The organism is Sphingomonas sp. AC449 (genome assembly GCF_979253475.1).
This window is the reverse complement of the sequence record NZ_CEEDCZ010000003.1, coordinates 14377-31791: the sequence shown is the minus strand read 5'-3', so window position 1 is coordinate 31791 and position 17415 is coordinate 14377. Positions and strand designations below refer to the sequence as shown.

14 protein-coding genes are annotated in these 17415 nt (G+C 66.9%); 8 read left to right on the top strand and 6 right to left on the bottom strand.

Annotated features, from left to right (window positions below; translation table 11 throughout):
• Positions 1-38: 38 nt before the first annotated feature.
• Positions 39-1052 (top strand): oxygen-dependent tRNA uridine(34) hydroxylase TrhO, encoded by a 1014-nt coding sequence (trhO, locus tag AC0CH3_RS06785; RefSeq protein ID WP_354299794.1) that lies wholly within the window; start codon positions 39-41, stop codon positions 1050-1052.
• Positions 1053-1198: 146 nt separating this feature from the next.
• Here the strand turns inward: trhO and AC0CH3_RS06780 are convergent, their stop codons facing one another.
• From AC0CH3_RS06780 to AC0CH3_RS06765, 4 genes are read right to left on the bottom strand one after another with little or no spacing between them, the layout of a single operon-like run.
• Positions 1199-1738, bottom strand: a complete 540-nt coding sequence (locus tag AC0CH3_RS06780) for an ankyrin repeat domain-containing protein (RefSeq protein WP_354299792.1) — start codon at positions 1736-1738, stop codon at positions 1199-1201.
• Positions 1731-2918 (bottom strand): glutathionylspermidine synthase family protein, encoded by a 1188-nt coding sequence (locus AC0CH3_RS06775; RefSeq protein ID WP_354299790.1) that lies wholly within the window; start codon positions 2916-2918, stop codon positions 1731-1733. Before AC0CH3_RS06775 ends, AC0CH3_RS06780 begins: the two co-directional genes overlap by 8 nt.
• Positions 2918-3667: a PspA/IM30 family protein gene (locus AC0CH3_RS06770; RefSeq protein WP_354299788.1), complete on the bottom strand. Its 750-nt coding sequence runs from the start codon at positions 3665-3667 to the stop codon at positions 2918-2920. Before AC0CH3_RS06770 ends, AC0CH3_RS06775 begins: the two co-directional genes overlap by 1 nt.
• Before the next feature lie 27 nt (positions 3668-3694).
• A complete protein-coding gene (locus tag AC0CH3_RS06765) occupies positions 3695-4129 on the bottom strand; it encodes a YjfI family protein (protein WP_465237714.1) in 435 nt (144 codons plus the stop codon).
• Positions 4130-4438: 309 nt separating this feature from the next.
• Here AC0CH3_RS06765 and AC0CH3_RS06760 point away from each other — a divergent pair, with 309 nt between their 5' ends.
• The 3 genes from AC0CH3_RS06760 to AC0CH3_RS06750 are packed head-to-tail and all read left to right on the top strand — an operon-like array spanning position 4439 to position 6107.
• Entirely contained in the window at positions 4439-5080 is a 642-nt protein-coding gene (locus AC0CH3_RS06760; RefSeq protein WP_354299784.1) for a DUF2491 family protein, read from the top strand.
• A gap of 29 nt (positions 5081-5109) precedes the next feature.
• Positions 5110-5523, top strand: a complete 414-nt coding sequence (locus tag AC0CH3_RS06755; RefSeq protein ID WP_333993316.1) for a DUF350 domain-containing protein — start codon at positions 5110-5112, stop codon at positions 5521-5523.
• A gap of 11 nt (positions 5524-5534) precedes the next feature.
• Positions 5535-6107: a DUF1190 domain-containing protein gene (locus AC0CH3_RS06750; RefSeq protein WP_333993314.1), complete on the top strand. Its 573-nt coding sequence runs from the start codon at positions 5535-5537 to the stop codon at positions 6105-6107.
• Between the two features lie 31 nt (positions 6108-6138).
• Here the strand turns inward: AC0CH3_RS06750 and AC0CH3_RS06745 are convergent, their stop codons facing one another.
• Entirely contained in the window at positions 6139-7617 is a 1479-nt protein-coding gene (locus AC0CH3_RS06745) for an MFS transporter (RefSeq protein ID WP_354299782.1), read from the bottom strand.
• A complete protein-coding gene (locus AC0CH3_RS06740) occupies positions 7614-8705 on the bottom strand; it encodes a LacI family DNA-binding transcriptional regulator (protein ID WP_354299780.1) in 1092 nt (363 codons plus the stop codon). The genes AC0CH3_RS06745 and AC0CH3_RS06740 overlap by 4 nt, the downstream gene beginning before the upstream one ends.
• Positions 8706-8938: 233 nt before the next feature.
• On the opposite strand from AC0CH3_RS06740, the gene AC0CH3_RS06735 reads away from it, so the two are divergent.
• The 4 genes from AC0CH3_RS06735 (at position 8939) to AC0CH3_RS06720 (ending at position 17400) form a co-directional block, all read left to right on the top strand.
• The gene (locus AC0CH3_RS06735) at positions 8939-11752 is read left to right on the top strand and encodes a TonB-dependent receptor (RefSeq protein WP_354299778.1); all 2814 of its coding nucleotides are present in this window, start codon (positions 8939-8941) and stop codon (positions 11750-11752) included.
• Between the two features lie 97 nt (positions 11753-11849).
• Positions 11850-13700 (top strand): alpha-amylase family glycosyl hydrolase, encoded by a 1851-nt coding sequence (locus tag AC0CH3_RS06730; RefSeq protein ID WP_354299776.1) that lies wholly within the window; start codon positions 11850-11852, stop codon positions 13698-13700.
• Positions 13700-15316 carry an alpha-amylase family glycosyl hydrolase gene (locus AC0CH3_RS06725; protein ID WP_354299774.1) on the top strand — a complete coding sequence of 539 codons (1617 nt, stop codon included), beginning with the start codon at positions 13700-13702 and terminating at the stop codon, positions 15314-15316. Before AC0CH3_RS06730 ends, AC0CH3_RS06725 begins: the two co-directional genes overlap by 1 nt.
• Positions 15313-17400: a glycoside hydrolase family 97 protein gene (locus AC0CH3_RS06720; RefSeq protein ID WP_354299773.1), complete on the top strand. Its 2088-nt coding sequence runs from the start codon at positions 15313-15315 to the stop codon at positions 17398-17400. The genes AC0CH3_RS06725 and AC0CH3_RS06720 overlap by 4 nt, the downstream gene beginning before the upstream one ends.
• The last annotated feature ends 15 nt before the right edge of the window (positions 17401-17415 follow it).

The following is a 17415-nucleotide window of genomic DNA, read 5'->3' as shown; positions in this document are numbered from 1 at the left end:
TCAGGCCCACCGCCCCTCGTTCTGGACGTTCCTGCGTAATGACGCCCCCTTCCGACGCCCCCCGCCAGGCTTCCCCCGACGACGCCCCGATCCGCGTCGCCGCGCTCTATCGCTTCACGCGCCTTTCGGATCTCGCGGCGATCAAGCCCCCTCTCGCGCAGCTCTGCTGCGCCAACGGCGTCAGGGGGACTTTGCTGCTGGCGAACGAGGGGATCAACGGGACGATCGCGGGGACCGACGACGGGATCGACGCGGTGCTCGCACATATCCGCACGCTGCCCGGCTGTGCCGATCTCGAGGTCAAGGATTCGCGCGCGGCGACGATGCCGTTCCACCGGATGAAGGTCCGGCTCAAGCGCGAGATCGTGACGATGGGCGAGCCCGATATCGACCCGCTCGAAGACGTCGGCCATTATGTCGACCCCGCCGACTGGAACGCGCTGATCGCCGATCCGGGCACGATCGTGATCGACACGCGCAACGATTATGAGGTCGCGGTCGGCAGCTTTGCCGGCGCGCTCGACCCGAAGACGCGCAGCTTCCGCGACTTCCCCGCCTGGTTCCGCGAGCACCGCGACGAACTGGTCGGCGACGGCCCGCCGCCAAGAATCGCGATGTTCTGCACCGGCGGGATCCGCTGCGAGAAATCGACCGCGTTCCTGAAAGCGGAAGGGTTGGACGACGTCTATCACCTGAAGGGCGGCATCCTCAAATATCTCGAAACCGTGCCCGAGGCGGAGAGCCTGTGGGAGGGCGAATGCTTCGTCTTCGATCAGCGCGTCGCGGTCGGCCACGGCCTTGCGCCCGGCACGCACGGTCTCTGCCACGCCTGCCGCATGCCCGTCAGCGCCACCGACCGCGCCTCGCCGCTCTATGTCGAGGGCATCAGCTGCCCCGCCTGCCACGACGCCCGCGACGAGGTGCAGCGCGCCGGCTACGCCGAACGCGAGCGCCAGATGCGCCTCGCTGAAGCCCGCGGCCAGACGCATGTCGGCGCGGTCCTCCCCCAGACGCACGCGGACGAAGACGGTCAAACCCACCCGTCATCCTGACGAAAGTCAGGATCCACACCCCCTCCCCGTCATCCTGACGAAAGTCAGGATCCAGAGTAACGGGCGGCACCCTTGTGGCTCTGGATCCTGACTTTCGTCAGGATGACGGAGTTTGGAGCGCCTTCATCTTCGTCAGGATGACGAGGTTAGCTGGCGGATCCCACCCCGTGCGAACCCTCGGCAAACCGCGCAGCCAGCGCCGCATTCCCCTGCGACATCGCAAGCGACGCCACGCTGTTCCCCGCCGCATCGATCACCGCCGGGTCCGCACCCTGCTCGATCAACAGGTCGATGATCGCCCCCTGGTTGAACAGAGCCGCCATCATCAGCGCGGTCTGCCCGACGCCGTTGCGCCGGTTCACGTCCGCCCCCGCCGCGATCAGTATCCGCGCGATCGGCGTATAGCCCTTGAAGCACACCCCCATCAGCGCGGTATTGGCGGTGCTCGCCGGATCGCCATCGACCCGCGCGCCCGCGTCGAGCAGCAGCCGCGTCGTCGACTCCTGCGCATTATAGCTCGCCAGCACGAGCGGGGTGTACCCCCGCGCATCGGTCACCTCGATATCGACCCCCGCCTGCAGCAGCGCGGGGATCATCTCGTCCCGCCCCATCCGCGCGGCATCGAACATCAGTTCGACCAGCCGTTCGATCGGCGGCAACGGGGGCAGTTCGCGTACGTCAGTCATCATTCGCCTCGATGATATGCGGGACGAAGCGCGCCATGTTGCGCGTCACCACCGTCTCATCCTCCCGAACGCCGATCCCCGCGGCTTCGTTGCCGACGATCCACGCCCCGATCACCGGATGCCGCCCGTCGAACACCGGCGGCGGCGCATAGGCCTGGAGGATCGCCCCTTCCGCACCATAGCCCTGATCGAGAATGGCGGGCGTGCCGCCCTCCCCGCCGACGATCTCGACATTGGCCCCCTCGCGCGAGAATAATGGCTTGCGGACATGGCGCGGCCCGAGGATCGTCGCCGCCGGATCGCCGTCGAAATACGCCGGCAGCAGGTTCGGATGCCCGGGATGCCGCTCCCAGAGCAGCGGCAGGATACCCTTGTTCGACAGGATCGATTTCCACGCCGGCTCGATCCAGCGCACTTCCGCGCGCGACAGGTTCGGCGCATAGGGTTCGCGCAGCATGAACTCCCACGGATAGAGCTTGAACGCCGCCTGCACTTCGAAGCCTTCGGGGTCGACGAACCGGCCATCCGCGGCGAGGCCGATATCCTTCATCTCGACGAACTTGGGCTCGATCCCGACCTGGCTCGCCAGATCCTCGAAGAACCGCACCGTCTGACGGTCCTCGATCGCGGTCGCGTCGGCGGCGAAATGGACGAAGCCGCCGCTCGGGAACAGCGCGCGGAACCTCTCGCGCAGCTTGTCGAACAGGCTGTTGAACTGGTCGGTCCCCGCCGGCATCGCCCCGCTCGCGAGCAGGTCCTCGAGCCACATCCACTGGAACGTCGCGCATTCGAACACCGATGTCGGCGTGTCCGCGTTATATTCGTAGAGCTTGGCCGGCCCCGTCCCGTCATAGGCGAAGTCGAACCGGCCATAAAGCGACGGCTGGCGCGTCCGCCACGTCTCGGCGACATAATTCCACTGCTCGCGCGGGATCGCGAGCCGTTCCATCAATTGCTGGTCGCGCACCACCTCGTCGACCAGTTCGAGGCACATCGCGTGCATCTGTTCGGCGGCGGGTTCGAGATCCTCTTCGATCTCCGCCAGCGTGAAGGCATAGGCGGCGCTCTCGTCCCAATAGGGTTCGATCGCGTCGCCCACCGCCGTGCCGTGATAGACGAACCCGATCGCGTCGGCCCGTTCGCGCCAGTCGCCGCGCGGGTCGACCGCGATCCGGCGCATCAGTTGTCCTGCGTCTTGCTGTCGTCGCGCTGCTCGATCCGCAGCGTCTGGCCGAGCTGGTCGGTCTTGGGCGCGGTCAGCCGCGCGAGCACGTCGTCCGCGGATGACTGGCCCGGCAGGATCCCCGCCTGGCGCAGCTTCTCGTCGAGATCCGCGCCGGTGCGCCGATCCTCCAGCTCGCCCGCCGCCTTGATCCGCTCGCCGCGGATCGCCTGCCGCTCGCGGATCCGCGCAAGGCTGTCCGCCGCGGAGCCGAGCTTGTTGCCCGCGCCCATGCTGCCCGACGCGACCGTCGCCTGCGCCTTCTGCACCGACTCGTTGACCTTGACGACCTCGACCTCACGGCGGAGCTGCTCGATCTTGCGGTCGGTCTGCGCGACCGCGGTGTGGATCTGTTCCTCGGCGGCGCGCATGTCCTCGACCTGCGGGCTCTTCAGCGCGATGTCCTGTTCGAGATCCGCGATCCGCTGCGCGACCTGCCGCGCAAGGTCCATATTACCCTTCTCGACCGCGATCCGCGCCGAGGCCTCGTATTTCGCGGCCTGCGCGCGGAAGCTCTCGACCTCGGTTTCGAGGATGCGACGGCGGGCGACCAGCCCGGCGAGATCGTCGCGCGCTTTCCCTTGCGCCTTGTCCGCGTCGCGGATCTCCTGGTCGAGGATCCGCAATGCGTTCGCGTCGACGACCGCCGCGCCGGCTTCATGCGCGCCGGCCCGACCGAGGGTGAAAATCTTGCTCCAGATGGCCATGCCAGTCTCTCCGTATGATTCTTCAGGTCAGGCGGCGGGGATCTGCGCGTTGCGCAGGTCGGTGGCCGCATCGATCGCGTTCTCGGCGAGCGTGCGCAGCTCGATCACTATCGTGTCGAGCCGGCTCGACGTCGCGAGCTCGCCGAACAGTTCGTAATAGTCGCGCCCCTCGACGCTGCCGATCCCGAAGTTCGACAGCGGCACGAGCTTTTGCGATTTGAGCAGGAACGCGTTGAACGCATTCTGGTCTTCCTGCTCGTCGCACGGCCAGAGCAAGGTCGAGGCCGAGATCTGCGCCTCGCTGACGTTGACGAACAGTTCGAGGTCGCCATGCTCGTGCATCGTGACGAGCAGGATCGGATCGGCCCCCTCGACGATCCGCGCGGTCAACTCACCCGTCTTGGCGGGCTCGGACGTATCGAGCGCGGCCTTCAGGCTGCGGACGGTCCAGGTGTCGGTCAAAGCAGAAACTCCCGTTCGTGTCTCTCCCGCCCACATAGGACGTGTCGCGAACCCTTGCTATGCCGTTCGCTCGCGAAAGCGGCGGCATCCTCCCCACTCCGTCATCCTCCCCACTCCGCCGTCCCCACCCCGTCATCCTGACGAAAGTCAGGATCCAGAGTAACCAGGCGCACCGCATCGTAACCCTGGATCCTGACTTTCGTCAGGATGACGGAAAAGGCGGACTGACAGGAAACACCAACCCCGCCGCCCTTTGCGCCCCTCCCCGCTTTGCCCTATGCAGGCCGCCAACACAGAAGCGAGGATTGCATGTTCGATCGCCTGTTCGGCCGCAAGCAACCGCTTGAGGGAACCGAGCTCCCCGTCATCCGCAACGTCACGCTCGGCCGCACGGTGACGGTCGATCCGCTCGCGTGGCGCCGGTTCGGGGACGAACTGCTGTTCCCGTTCGACCGCGACACGCTCGTGATCGTCGCGCAGGGTCTGGTCGACCTCAACGAGGGCGGGTTCGTCCACCGCTTCTACACCGATGACGACATCATGTTCCAGGCGGTCTCGAACGACCGCGCCGGGCAGGACGTCACCGACGTCACGATCTTCGCGCCCTGGGACAGCGCCTACCCCTCCTCCGCCGCCCAGCGTCCGGCGTGGAAGACGCGGCTCAAGGCGCGCAGCTTCACCGCCGAGGGCCTCCCCGACTATGACCGCGTCTGGTTCGGCCCCGAGGCGAGCGAGCAGGAACCGGTGACCTTCTGGGAGGACATTCACGACGACCGCGACGGCATCGTCGACCGCCGCATCTTCCAGACCTGCATGCTGTTCGGCCGCGACCTGCCGGGCGAGGACGGGCGCGAGCTGCTGCTGGCGATCGACCAGGAGAACGAGGCGGGCGACGTCTCGTTCGAGATCATGCTGGGCATGGCACTGGAACTCGGCGAATTCCGCGCCTAGCATCGCACCAATGGCTTCGGGGATAGCAGATGTTCGATTATTACGGCTTCGGCGCCAGCGTGGGAGCCTTTCTGATCGCGTTCGTCGCGGCGGGTCTCTTCACGATCGCGTTCAAGATCATCTTCCAAGCGACCACGCCGTACAATGAGAAGGCGCTGATCCGCGACGGCAATACCGCTGCGGCGATCACGCTCGGCGCGGCGTTGCTGGGCTATGTCCTGCCGCTCGCGTCCGCGCTGACGCATACCGTCAGCCTCGTCGAATTCGCGGTGTGGGCGGTGCTTGCGGGCGTGATCCAGATCATCGCCGCGCTCGTCGTGCGCCGGCTCGTGATGCGCGACATCCACGACCGGATCGTCCGCGGCGACATCGCCGCCGCGACCTATATGGCGAGCATCTCGCTGTGCGTCGGCATCCTCAACGCCGCGTGCATGACGAACTGAGAGGCAAAGACATGAAGCGTTCCAGCTCGATCGTCCTCACCGGCCTGATCGCGGGATCGGGGATCTCGCTGACCGCGTGCGACGGTGATGTCGGCGGCAAGCCCGTCGATGCGCAGAGCTACACCTCGGTCGCCGAGTGCCGCTCGGCGGGCGCGATCCCCGCGGTCCAGTGCGACGCCGCGTTCGAACAGGCCAAGACCGACGCCGCCAAGACCGCACCGCGGTTCGAGGACAAGCAGACCTGCGAGGAGCAGTTCGGCGCGGCGCAATGCGAACCGCGCAACAACGGCAGCGGCGGCAGCTTCTTCACGCCGTTGCTCACCGGCTTCATCATCGGTCAGGCGCTCAACGGCGGCTATGGCTATCGCGGCGCGCCGATGTACCGCGATCGCGCGGGCAATTATTACGGCGGCGCGGGCGGGCGTATCAGCCGCGACTATGTCACCGGCCGCACGCGCGTCGGCTCGGACGCGTTCACCCCCACCACCGCGCGCGCGCCCGCACGGGTCCAGACCCGCAGCTCGGTCATCTCGCGCGGCGGGTTCGGCGGCGGCTTCGGCGGCCGCGGCGGGTTCGGCGGCTGACCCGCTGATCCTCCCCCGCCCGAGGGGAGGGTCACGCGTCGCGCCCCACGCGCAGCATCGCCAGCGCGGCCACCGCCATCACCCCCGCAGCGATCAGCATCGCCCAGACCGGATCGCCCGGGAAGAACGTCCGCACCACCTGCCCCATCACCGACGACACGATCAGCTGCGGCAGCACGATGAAGATGTTGAACAGCCCCATATAGACGCCGAGCTTGCCCTGCGGCAGCGCGTTCGACAGCATCGCATAGGGCATCGTCAGGATCGACGACCAGGCGATCCCGATGAGCACCATCGACCCGATCAGCATCAGCGGATCGCGGATGACGAGGAACGAGGCAAACCCCGCCGCGCCGCTCAGCAGCCCGACGATATGCGCATCGCGCCGCCCGATCCGCGCCGCCAGCCACGGCATCACGAACGCCCACAGCGTCGCCACGCCGTTGTAGACCGCGAACAGCACGCCGACCCAGTTCGCCCCCTCGTTATACGCGGCGCTGGTCGTGTCGGTGGTCCCGAACACGTGCTGCGTGACGATCGGCGTGGTGTAGATCCACATGATGAACAGCGCCGACCAGGTGAAGAACTGGACCAGCGCAAGCCGCTTCATCGTGCCCGGCATGCTGCCGAGATCGCCGACGATCTGGCTGAGCACGTTCGACGCGCGCCCCGATCGCACCAGCGCGGCACTGACCAGCAACGCGGCCCCGAACGCGATCAGCCCGCCACCCAGCAGATAGACCGGCTTGTCGAGCCCGAAGCGCGACACCGCGGCGATCACGATCGCCCCGAGCGCGATCCACACCGGCGCCAGCCGCGCCCGCGACGGGACGACCGCCTCGTCGCGCACCGGGCTCTCGTCGGTGAACGCCGCCATCTGCGCGGGCGAATATTCGCGCGTCGTGAGGACGGTCCACAGCACCGCGAAGAACAGCGCGAGCGCGCCGATATAGAAGCCATATTGCACCGAGGGCGGGATCCCCCCCGCAGGCGCGGTGTTCGCAACCTGGAATATGTCGGTGAGGATCATCGGCGCCAGGCTCCCGATCACCGCGCCCGCGCCGATGAACCCCGTCTGGAACGCATAGCCCGCGGTCCGCTGCCGACTGCCCAGCATGTCGCCGACGAACGCGCGGAACGGCTCCATCGCGACGTTGAGCGACCCGTCGAGCATCCACAGCAACGCCGCCGCGACCCATAGCACGGGCGCATTGGGCATCGCCAGCAGCGCGACCGTCGCGAGCATCGCCCCTGCGAGGAAATAAGGTCGCCGCCGGCCCAGCACGCCCCAGGTCCGGTCGCTGTAATGCCCGATCACCGGCTGGACGAGCAGCCCCGTCAGCGGCGCCGCGATCCACAGAAAGGCGAGATCGTCGACCGACGTGCCGAGCGACTGGAAGATCCGGCTGACGTTCGCGTTCTGCAACGCAAAGCCGATCTGGATACCGAAAAAGCCAAACGAGATGTTCCACAGGCCCCAAAAGCCCTGCACGGGTTTCTCACGCGTCATGCCGTCCCCGTATTCGCATTCGTATCCGCATTCGTATCCCCATCCAATTCCGTCGCCACCGGCACGCCGGACGACCGACGCACGACCAGTGTCGTCGGCAGGACCGTGCTCGCCACCGGCCGGTGGTCGATCCGCGCGAGCAGCATCTCGACGAGCCTGCGCCCGCCCTGCACCGTGTCCTGCGCCACCGTGGTCAGCGGCGGGTTCGCAAGGCTCGCCGCAGGTATGTCGTCGAACCCGATCACCGCGACGTCGCGCGGCACGATCAGTCCGGCACCCGCCAGCACGCGCATCGCCGCCAGCGCGATCAGGTCGCTCGCCGCCACGATCCCGTCGAACGGCACGCCGCGCGCGATCAGCGCCTGCGCCGCGCGCGTACCGTCGTCCTCGGTGGTGATCGCATCGACCTGCAACCGCGGATCGATCTCGAGCCCCTCCGCCGCGATCGCCTCGACATAGCCGCGGTGCCGGTCGCGAAATTCGGGATAGTGATCGGTCGCATCGCCGAGGAACGCGATCCGGCGGCATCCGCGCTCGATCAGGTGGCGTGTCGCGACGGCACCACCTGCGACATTATCGCACCCGACGGTCAGCCCGGGCTCGTCGGGCTGGACCGATCCCCAGCGAATGAAATGCGTCCCCTGCGCGACCAGCAGGTCGAGCCGCGCGCGATAATCGGCATAGTCGCCATAGCCGAGCAGGATCAGCCCGTCGGCGCGGTGGCTGTCCTCGTAATCGGTATGCCAGTCCGACGAATAATTCTGGAACGACACCAGCAGGTCATAGCCGTGCTCGGCGCACGCCCCCATCATCGACCCCAGCATGCCGAGGAAGAACGGGTTGACCTCGGTCTCGTCGGGCGTCGGATCGCGAAAGATCAGCAACGCCAGCGTTCGCGTCTTGCCGCTGCGGAGGTTCGATGCGCTGCGGTCGACGGTATAGTTGAGCTGCTTGGCGATCGCCTCGATCCGCTGGCGCGTCGCGGTGCTCACCGTCGGGCTTCCCCGCAGCGCGCGCGACACCGTCGGCTGCGACACGCCCGCGGCCTGCGCGATGTCGAACGACGTGGCTTTTCGCTGGGCACTCAAGACGGGATCCTCTCGCGGTCGCTCGGGCGGCGGCACGGTCGATCATCACTCCAGAAACGCCGTGACGTCAACGCATTGGCAGCCGCCCTCTGTTGCAATTGGGTGACACAGCCGAAACGGCCGCATTGAATACGTATGTCGATCGATTGGCTTTCGCCCGGCGGAATTCCAATGGAGCGCCACACAGTGTCCAGCGCGCGAAAGATGCAGCGGGACGTTCAGGGGAGTTGAACATGACGACGTCGAAGCGTTTCCCGGCATCTGCCGCCCATAATATCCTCAACCTCTCGGCCAGCGGCGGCGCGCTCGCGGCCGCGCTGTTCGCGGCATCGGTCGCCGATGCGCAGGTCGCCGCCCCGACCGACCAGGCCGTGTCCGCGTCGCCATCGGCACCCGAGCCGACCGCCGCACAGCCCGACCAGACGCCCGCGACGACCGAGACCGCGTCCGACGACATCGTCGTCACCGGCTTCCGCGCCAGCCTGCGCTCGTCGATCGCGGTCAAGCGCAACCTTGACGTCGTCGCCGAGATCGTCTCGGCCGAGGATATCGGTCGTCTGCCCGACGTCTCGATCGCCGAGTCGCTCGCTCGCCTGCCCGGCGTCACCTCGCAGCGTACCGGCGGCCAGGCGTCTGCGATCAACATCCGCGGGCTCAGCCAGGATCTCGTCTCCGCCACGCTCAACGGCCGCGAACAGGTCGCGACCTCGGGCAACCGCGTCATCGAGTTCGACCAGTATCCCTCCGAGCTCATCAACCAGGCTGCGGTCTACAAGAGCCCCAAGGCGTCGCAGATCGAGGGCGGCGTCGCCGGCAAGGTCGAGCTCAGCACCGCGCGTCCGCTCAGCATTCCCGGCAAGACGCTCGTCAGCGTCAACGTCCGCGGCGTCTATAACGACCGCGCCGGCCAGAACCCCGACGCCAGCGAGTTCGGCTATCGCGGCAGCGCCTCGATCCAGACCAAGCTGCTCGACGACACGCTCGGCCTCGCGGTCGGCTATGCGCGGCTGAAGCAGGCGAACGTGGCCACGCGCTTCGTCGGCTATGACTATACCGCCACCGGCCAGAACGGCAGCCCGGCGATCCGCGATCTCGACAGCAACGGCCGCGCCGACGCGATCGGCTATGGCTTCGAGGCGGTCCAGTCGGGCGGCAACGAAACCCGCGACGGCGTGCTCGGCAGCATCCAGTATGAGCCGACCGACACGTTCCGCGTCCTGCTCGACGGCTATTATTCGCGCTTCAAGTCGGACGTGTTCCGCCGCGGCATCCGGATTGAGAACCTGCAGCAGACTAGCAGCAACATCACCGACCCGACCGTCATCGGCAACACGATCGTCGGCGGCAACGCCTCGGGCATCCGCACGCGCACGATCCAGCAGAACGAGAACCGCCTCGACAAGCTCTACACCTTCGGCGGCAACGTCCAGAAGGACATCGGCCAGCTCACGCTGACCGCGGACGGCTCCTATTCGCGCGCGTCGAGCTTCTTCAACAACTCGGGTCTCGACGACAACGGCAACACGACCGCGACGCCGACGACGCTCAGCTACAAGCTCGACGGTCTGAACGTCGGCTCGTTCTCGACCAACGCCAACTACACCGATCCGGCCGCGAACACGTTCGAGGGCTTCTACATCGTCCCGCAGAAGGACACCGATCGCCTCTATGCATTCGCGGGCAGCGCGCTGCTCAAGATCGACGGTCCGTTCCTCAAGTCGTTCGAGGTCGGCGGCCGCTATGGCAACCGCAAGGCAGAGCGGACGATCACCAGCTTCAACGCGTTCAGCTTCGCTGCACCCGTCACGCTGACCAGCGCCAATTCGACGACCGCGGGCTTCAAGGGCAAGTTCTCGTCCTTCCCCGACTTCATCGTCGCCGATATCGGCAGCATCTTCGACTCGCAGCTCGGCCCCGACCGCGTCGTCGACCAGGCGCAGGCGTTCACGCAGGACCAGAGCTTCACGATCGACGAGAAGACCTATGCCGGCTACGGCCAGCTCAACTTCGACACGATCGCCGGCTCGCTGCCGTTCAAGGGCAATATCGGCCTGCGCGTCGTCCATACCGACCAGAGCTCGTCCTCGACGATCTCGGACGGCGGCACCGGTCGCTACCTCAACACCCGCGGCCGCAAGTTCACCGACTGGCTGCCCCAGGCGAACTTCATCCTCGGCCTGACCGAGAACGACCAGGCCCGCCTGTCGCTCTCGCGCCAGATCTCGCGCCCGCGCTTCTTCGACTTCCGCAACTCGATCAGCACCAACCTGGTCAGCATCGGCGGCACCGCGGCGCGGCTCGACGGGTCGGGCGGCAACCCTGCGCTCCAGCCGTTCCGCGCCAACCAGTTCGACGCAACCTATGAGCATTATTTCGGCAACAGCGGTTCGCTCGTGCTCGGCGCCTTCTACAAGGACGTCCGCAGCTTCGTGATCGGCGGCGTCATCCCGAACTACGACTTCGCCGCCAACGGCATCAGCACCCCGCCGCTCGCCGGGACCGGCTTCACCAGCGTCGTCACGACCGGCAATCTGTTCGCACCGATCAACGGCAATGGCGGCTATGTCTATGGTTTCGAGGGCGCCATTACCAAGACGTTCGACTTCCTGCCGGCGCCGTTCGACGGCCTCGGCGCGGTGCTCAACATCTCGTACAACCAGTCCGACGTCAGCATCACCAACGCGATCAGCGGCAACACGCTCTCGCTGTCGCTGCCCGGCCTGTCGAAGATCGTCTCCAACCCGACGCTCTTCTACGAGAAGAACGGCTTCCAGACGCGCGTGTCGATGCGCTACCGCTCGAAGTTCGTCGCACCGCAGTTCGGCCTCAGCGAGCAGATCGTGACCAACGCCGCAGAGACCGTGTTCGACGCGCAGATGAGCTATGAATTCCCGCAGGGCAGCCCGCTCGCCGGGATGACGCTGCTCGCACAGGCGAACAACCTGACCGACCAGCCGACCCGCTCCTATTTCGGCCAGACCGCACAGACGGGCACGCTGCAATATTTCGGGCGTCAGTTCTATCTGGGTGCGAGCTTCCGCTTCTAACTGCCTGCGATACCGCCGTCCGCCCGGGGTCATCCCGGCGGACGGCGACCCGGCGCCGGTGGCGCCGTCACCGATTCCGGTGCGAAAAGGACTTCCGATGATCAAGAGCGTCGCCACCATCCTGGCAGGGTTGCTCGCGCTCTCGCCCGCCATCGCAGACCCGGGCCCAGTCCCGAAAGCAGCACCGAAGGCCGCACCGGCGACCGACTATCGCACGCGGCTGCCGCAGGACGAGGTCATCTATTTCGTCCTCCCCGACCGGTTCGAGAATGCCGATCCCGCCAATGACCGCGGCGGCCTGACCGGCGATCGTCGCGTCACCGGCTTCGACCCGACCGCCAAGGGCTTCTATCACGGCGGCGACCTCAAGGGTCTGACCAAGCGGCTCGGCTATCTCCAGCAGCTCGGCGCGACCGCGATCTGGCTCGGCCCGATCTTCAAGAACAAGCCCGTCCAGGGCGCGCCCGGCCGGGAGTCCGCGGGCTATCACGGCTATTGGATCACCGACTTCACGCAGGTCGATCCGCATCTCGGCATCAATGCCGACATGACCGCGCTCGTCACCGCGGCGCATGCGCGCGGGATGAAGGTCTATATGGACATCATCATCAACCACACCGCCGACGTGATCCAGTATCGCGAGTGCACCGAGGGCACCCCCTGCGCCTATCGCGACCGTGCGAACTACCCCTACCAGCGCAAGCTCGGGCTGCGCGGCAAGCCGATCAATTCCGGTTTCGCTGGCGACGCCGTCCGCACGCCTGAGAACTTCGCGCGGCTGACCGACCCCGGCTTCGCCTACACGCCCTATGTGCCTGCGAAGGAACGGACCGTGAAGGTCCCCGCTTGGCTCAACGACCCGATCTACTACCACAACCGCGGCGACTCGACCTTCACCGACGAGAGCTCGACGATGGGCGATTTCTCCGGCCTCGACGATCTCGCGACCGAGAACCCCCGCGTCGTATCGGGGATGATCGACATCTTCGGCAGCTGGATCGACCGGTTCAAGGTCGACGGCTTCCGGATCGACACCGCGCGCCACGTGAACCCCGAATTCTGGCAGGCCTTCACGCCCGCGATGCTCGACCGCGCGAGGGCGAACGGCATCCCCAATTTCCACATCTTCGGCGAGGTCGCCTATGGAACGATGGATCCGGGCTATCTCGCGCGCTTCACCCGCGTCGACAAGCTGCCCGCGGTGCTCGATTTCGGCTTCCGCTGGGGCGTGACTGACGTCGTCGCGGGCAACAAGGGCACGAACGAACTCGCCGCCTTGTTCGACGGCGATGCGCTCTACGAACACGGCGCCGACACCGCGATGATCCTGCCGACCTTCCTCGGCAATCACGACCAGGGCCGCTTCGCGCGCGACGTCCGCCGCCTCAACCCGAACGCGAGCGAGGCCGAGGTGCTCGCACGCGTCAAGCTCGGCCATGCGATGCTGCTGACGATGCGCGGCGTGCCGACGATCTATTCGGGCGACGAGCAGGGCTTTGCCGGCGACGGCGACGACCAGGACGCGCGCGAGGACATGTTCGCCTCGAAGGTCGCGGTCTATAACGACAATCGCCTCGTCGGCACCGACGCGACCACCGCGACCGCCAGTTTCGGTACGAGCCACCCGCTGTTCCGCCAGATCGCCGAGCTCGCGCGCCTCCGCGTCGCGCACCCGGCGCTCACCCGCGGCCGCACGCTCGTCCGCGCGCGCGGCGATACGCCCGGCCTGTTCGCGGTCTCGCGCTTCGATCCCGTGACCGGCGCCGAGATGCTCCTTGCGTACAACACCAGCGCAAAGCCGCTGACCAGCGCGATCCAGGTCGAGACTCGCTCGACGCGCTTCGATACGCTCGCCGGCGCTTGCGCCGCGCGCGCGACCGCCCCCGGCAGCGTCACGCTGACGATCCCCGCCTTTGGCTATGCGGTCTGCGCCGCGGAGACCCGCTGATGCCCGACACGACGAGCCTGCCCGCGCACCAACCCTGGTGGAAGGGCGCGGTCATCTACCAGATCTATCCGCGCAGTTTCGCGGACTCGAACGGCGACGGCATCGGCGACCTGCCCGGCATCACCCGCCATCTCGACTATGTCGCGAGCCTCGGCGTCGATGCGGTCTGGCTGTCGCCCTTCTTCACGTCGCCGATGAAGGACTTCGGCTATGACGTTGCGAACTACCGCGATGTCGACCCGATCTTCGGCACACTCGCCGATTTCGACACGCTGATCGCGCGCGCCCACGCGCTCGGGCTCAAGATCATCATCGACCAGGTCTACAGCCATACCTCGGACGAGCATCCCTGGTTCGTCGAGAGCCGTTCGTCACGCACCAACCCCAAGGCGAACTGGTATGTCTGGGCCGACGCCAAGCCCGACGGCAGCCCGCCGTCCAACTGGCAGTCGGTCTTTGGCGGCCCCGCCTGGACCTGGGACGCGCGCCGTCGCCAATATTATCTGCACAATTTCCTGAAGGAGCAGCCACAGCTCCACCTCCACGACGCGGACGTGCAGGACGAGATCGTCGACACCGCCAAATTCTGGCTCGACCGCGGCGTCGACGGCTTCCGGCTCGACGCGATCAACTTCGCGATGCACGACCCCGCGCTGACCGACAATCCGCCGGTCACCGACAACAGCCTGAAGACGCGCCCCTTCGACTTTCAGGCGCATGTCCACAACCAGAGCCACCCCGACATCCCCGCCTTTCTCGAACGGCTGCGGCGGCTGATCGACGGCTATGGCGACCGCTTCACCGTGGCCGAGGTCGGCGGCGCGGACAGCGACCGCGAGATGAAGCTGTTCACGCGCGGCCAGACGCGGCTCAACAGCGCGTACGGCTTCGACTTCCTCTACGCCAACGACCTCAGCCCGAAGACCGTCGCCGACGCGATCACGCTCTGGCCATCGGACGCGGAGATGGGCTGGCCGAGCTGGGCATTCGAGAACCACGACGCGCCGCGCGCCGTCTCGCGCTGGATCGCGCCTGACCAGCGCGACGCGTTCGCGCGGATGAAGATCGCGCTGCTCGTCTGCCTGCGCGGCAACATCTTCCTCTATTATGGCGAGGAACTCGGGCTGACGCAGGTCGAGGTCCCGTTTGACCAGCTCCAGGATCCCGAGGCGATCGCCAACTGGCCGCTGACGCTGTCACGCGACGGCGCACGCACGCCGATGCCGTGGCAGGCCGATGCGCCGCATGCGGGCTTCACGGACGCGACGCCGTGGCTGCCCGTCGGTGCGGACCATCCCGCGCTCGCGGTCGACCGGCAGGAGGGCGATCCCGACTCACTGCTCGCGCTGACCCGCCGCCTGCTCGCGCTGCGCCGCGCGACCCCGGCACTCGCGACCGGCGATCTGGTGCTGACCGAAGTCACCGAGACGCTGCTCGCCTTCGAGCGCCACGACGGCGACCGGACGCTGCTCTGCGTCTTCAACATGGGTGCGGAGCCGATCGACTGGAGCCCCGCCGATCCCGGCGACTGGCGCGTCCTCGAATGCATCAACGACGCCACGACAGGGCGACTGGGCGGCTATGCCGCGCTGATCGCCGAAAGGACCGGATCATGAAGACCCTCTCGCTCACGCTGGCGACGCTCCTCGCGACCACCGCACCCGTGATGGCACAGGACCAGGCCGCCCCCGCCGTCACCACAAACGAGACGATCAAGCCGCAGCCCGTCCCGACGATCCCCTCGGCGATCGCGACCTCGCCCGACGGCAGCATCGCGGTCACCGTCGCGACCGATGGCGAAGGCCATGCGACCTACAGCGTCACGCGCAAGGGCACGCTGATCGTCAAGCCGTCGCGGCTCGGCTTCCTCTTCACCGACGCGCCCAAGTTCGACCGCCACCTCAAGATCGAGACCGTCACCCGCGACAAGGCGGATTCGAGCTGGACGCAGCCCTGGGGCGAGTGGAAGACGATCCGCGACAACCACACCGAGATGCGCGTCCGCCTGCGCGAGACCGACCGGCTGCAGCGCGCGATCGACGTCGTCTTCCGTCTTCAGGACGACGGCATCGGCTTTCGCTACGTCTTTCCCGACCAGCCCAACTTCAAGACGATCAACATCGCCGAGGAGCTGACGCAGTTCGCCTTCGCCGAGGACGCGACCGCCTGGTGGAAGCCCGGCTTCGAATGGAATCGCGAGGAATATCTCTACAACCGCACGCCGCTCGCCGATGTCGGCACCGCCGCGACGCCGATCACGCTGAAGCTCGCAGGCGGCACGCATGTCGCGCTGCACGAGGCCGCGCTGGTCGACTATGCCGGCATGAACGTCGCCAAGGTCGAGGGCAACACGCTGAAGGCGGTGCTGACCCCCGGCGCCGGCGCGCCAAAGGTCACGCGCACCGGCGCGTTCGCGACGCCGTGGCGCACGCTGATCCTGTCCGACGACGCGCCCGGCCTGTACATGAGCCATATCGAGCTCAACCTCAACGAACCCAACAAGCTGGGCGATGTGAGCTGGGTGAAGCCCGGCAAGTTCGTCGGCGTCTGGTGGAACATGATCACCGGCAAGTGGAGCTGGGCGACCGGTCCCAACCACGGCGCCACCACCGCGCATGTGAAGACCTATATCGACTTCGCCAGCGCCAACAAAATCCCCGGCGTCCTCGTCGAGGGCTGGAATGTCGGTTGGGACGGCGACTGGTTCGGCGACGGCACCGCGATGCAGTTCGACACGCCGACCCCAGATTTCGACGCCGGCTATCTCGCCAAATACGCCAAGTCGAAGGGCGTCTACCTGATCGGGCATAACGAGACCGGCGGTTCGGCGAGCCATTATGACGGCCAGCTCGACCGCGCCTTCGCCTTTGCACGCGATCACGGCATCCCCGCGATCAAGACAGGCTATGTCACCGACGCGGGCCAGATCGAACGCGTCGATCCCGACGGGTCTCAGCACCGTGAATGGCATGAGGGCCAGTGGATGGTGAACCACTATACCCGCGTCGTCACCACGGCGGCCAAGTACAAGGTGTCGATCGACAGCCACGAGCCCGTCAAGGATACCGGCCTGCGCCGCACCTATCCCAACTGGATCGCCCGCGAAGGATCGCGCGGCATGGAATATAACAGCTGGCCCGGCAAGAACCCGCCTGAGCACGAGGCGAACCTCGCCTTCACGCGCATGCTCGAGGGGCCGATGGACTTCACCCCCGGCGTGCTCAGCCTCAAGGGCTCGGATGACAGCGATCTCCTGTCGACGATCGCCAAGCAGCTCGCGCTCTACGTCGTGCTCTATTCGCCCGTCGTGATGGCCGCGGACACGCCCGAAAACTACGCGAAATATCCCGCCGCGTTCCAGTTCATCAAGGACGTGCCGACCGACTGGTCCGACACCCGCGTGCTCAACGGCGAGGTCGGCGACTTCGTCACCTTCGCGCGCAAGGACCGCAAGTCGAACGACTGGTATGTCGGCAGCGTCACCGACGAGAATGCCCGGACGCTCACCATCGCGCTCGACTTCCTCGACGCCGGCCGGACCTACACCGCGCAGATCTACCGCGACGGCCCCGGCGCCGACTACAAGACGACCGCACGCCACGCGATCACGATCGAAACCAAGCGCGTCCGCAAGGGCGACACGGTGACGCTCGCGCTCGCCCCCGGCGGCGGTCAGGCGATCCGCTTCAAGGCACGCTGAGCCGACGGGACCGGC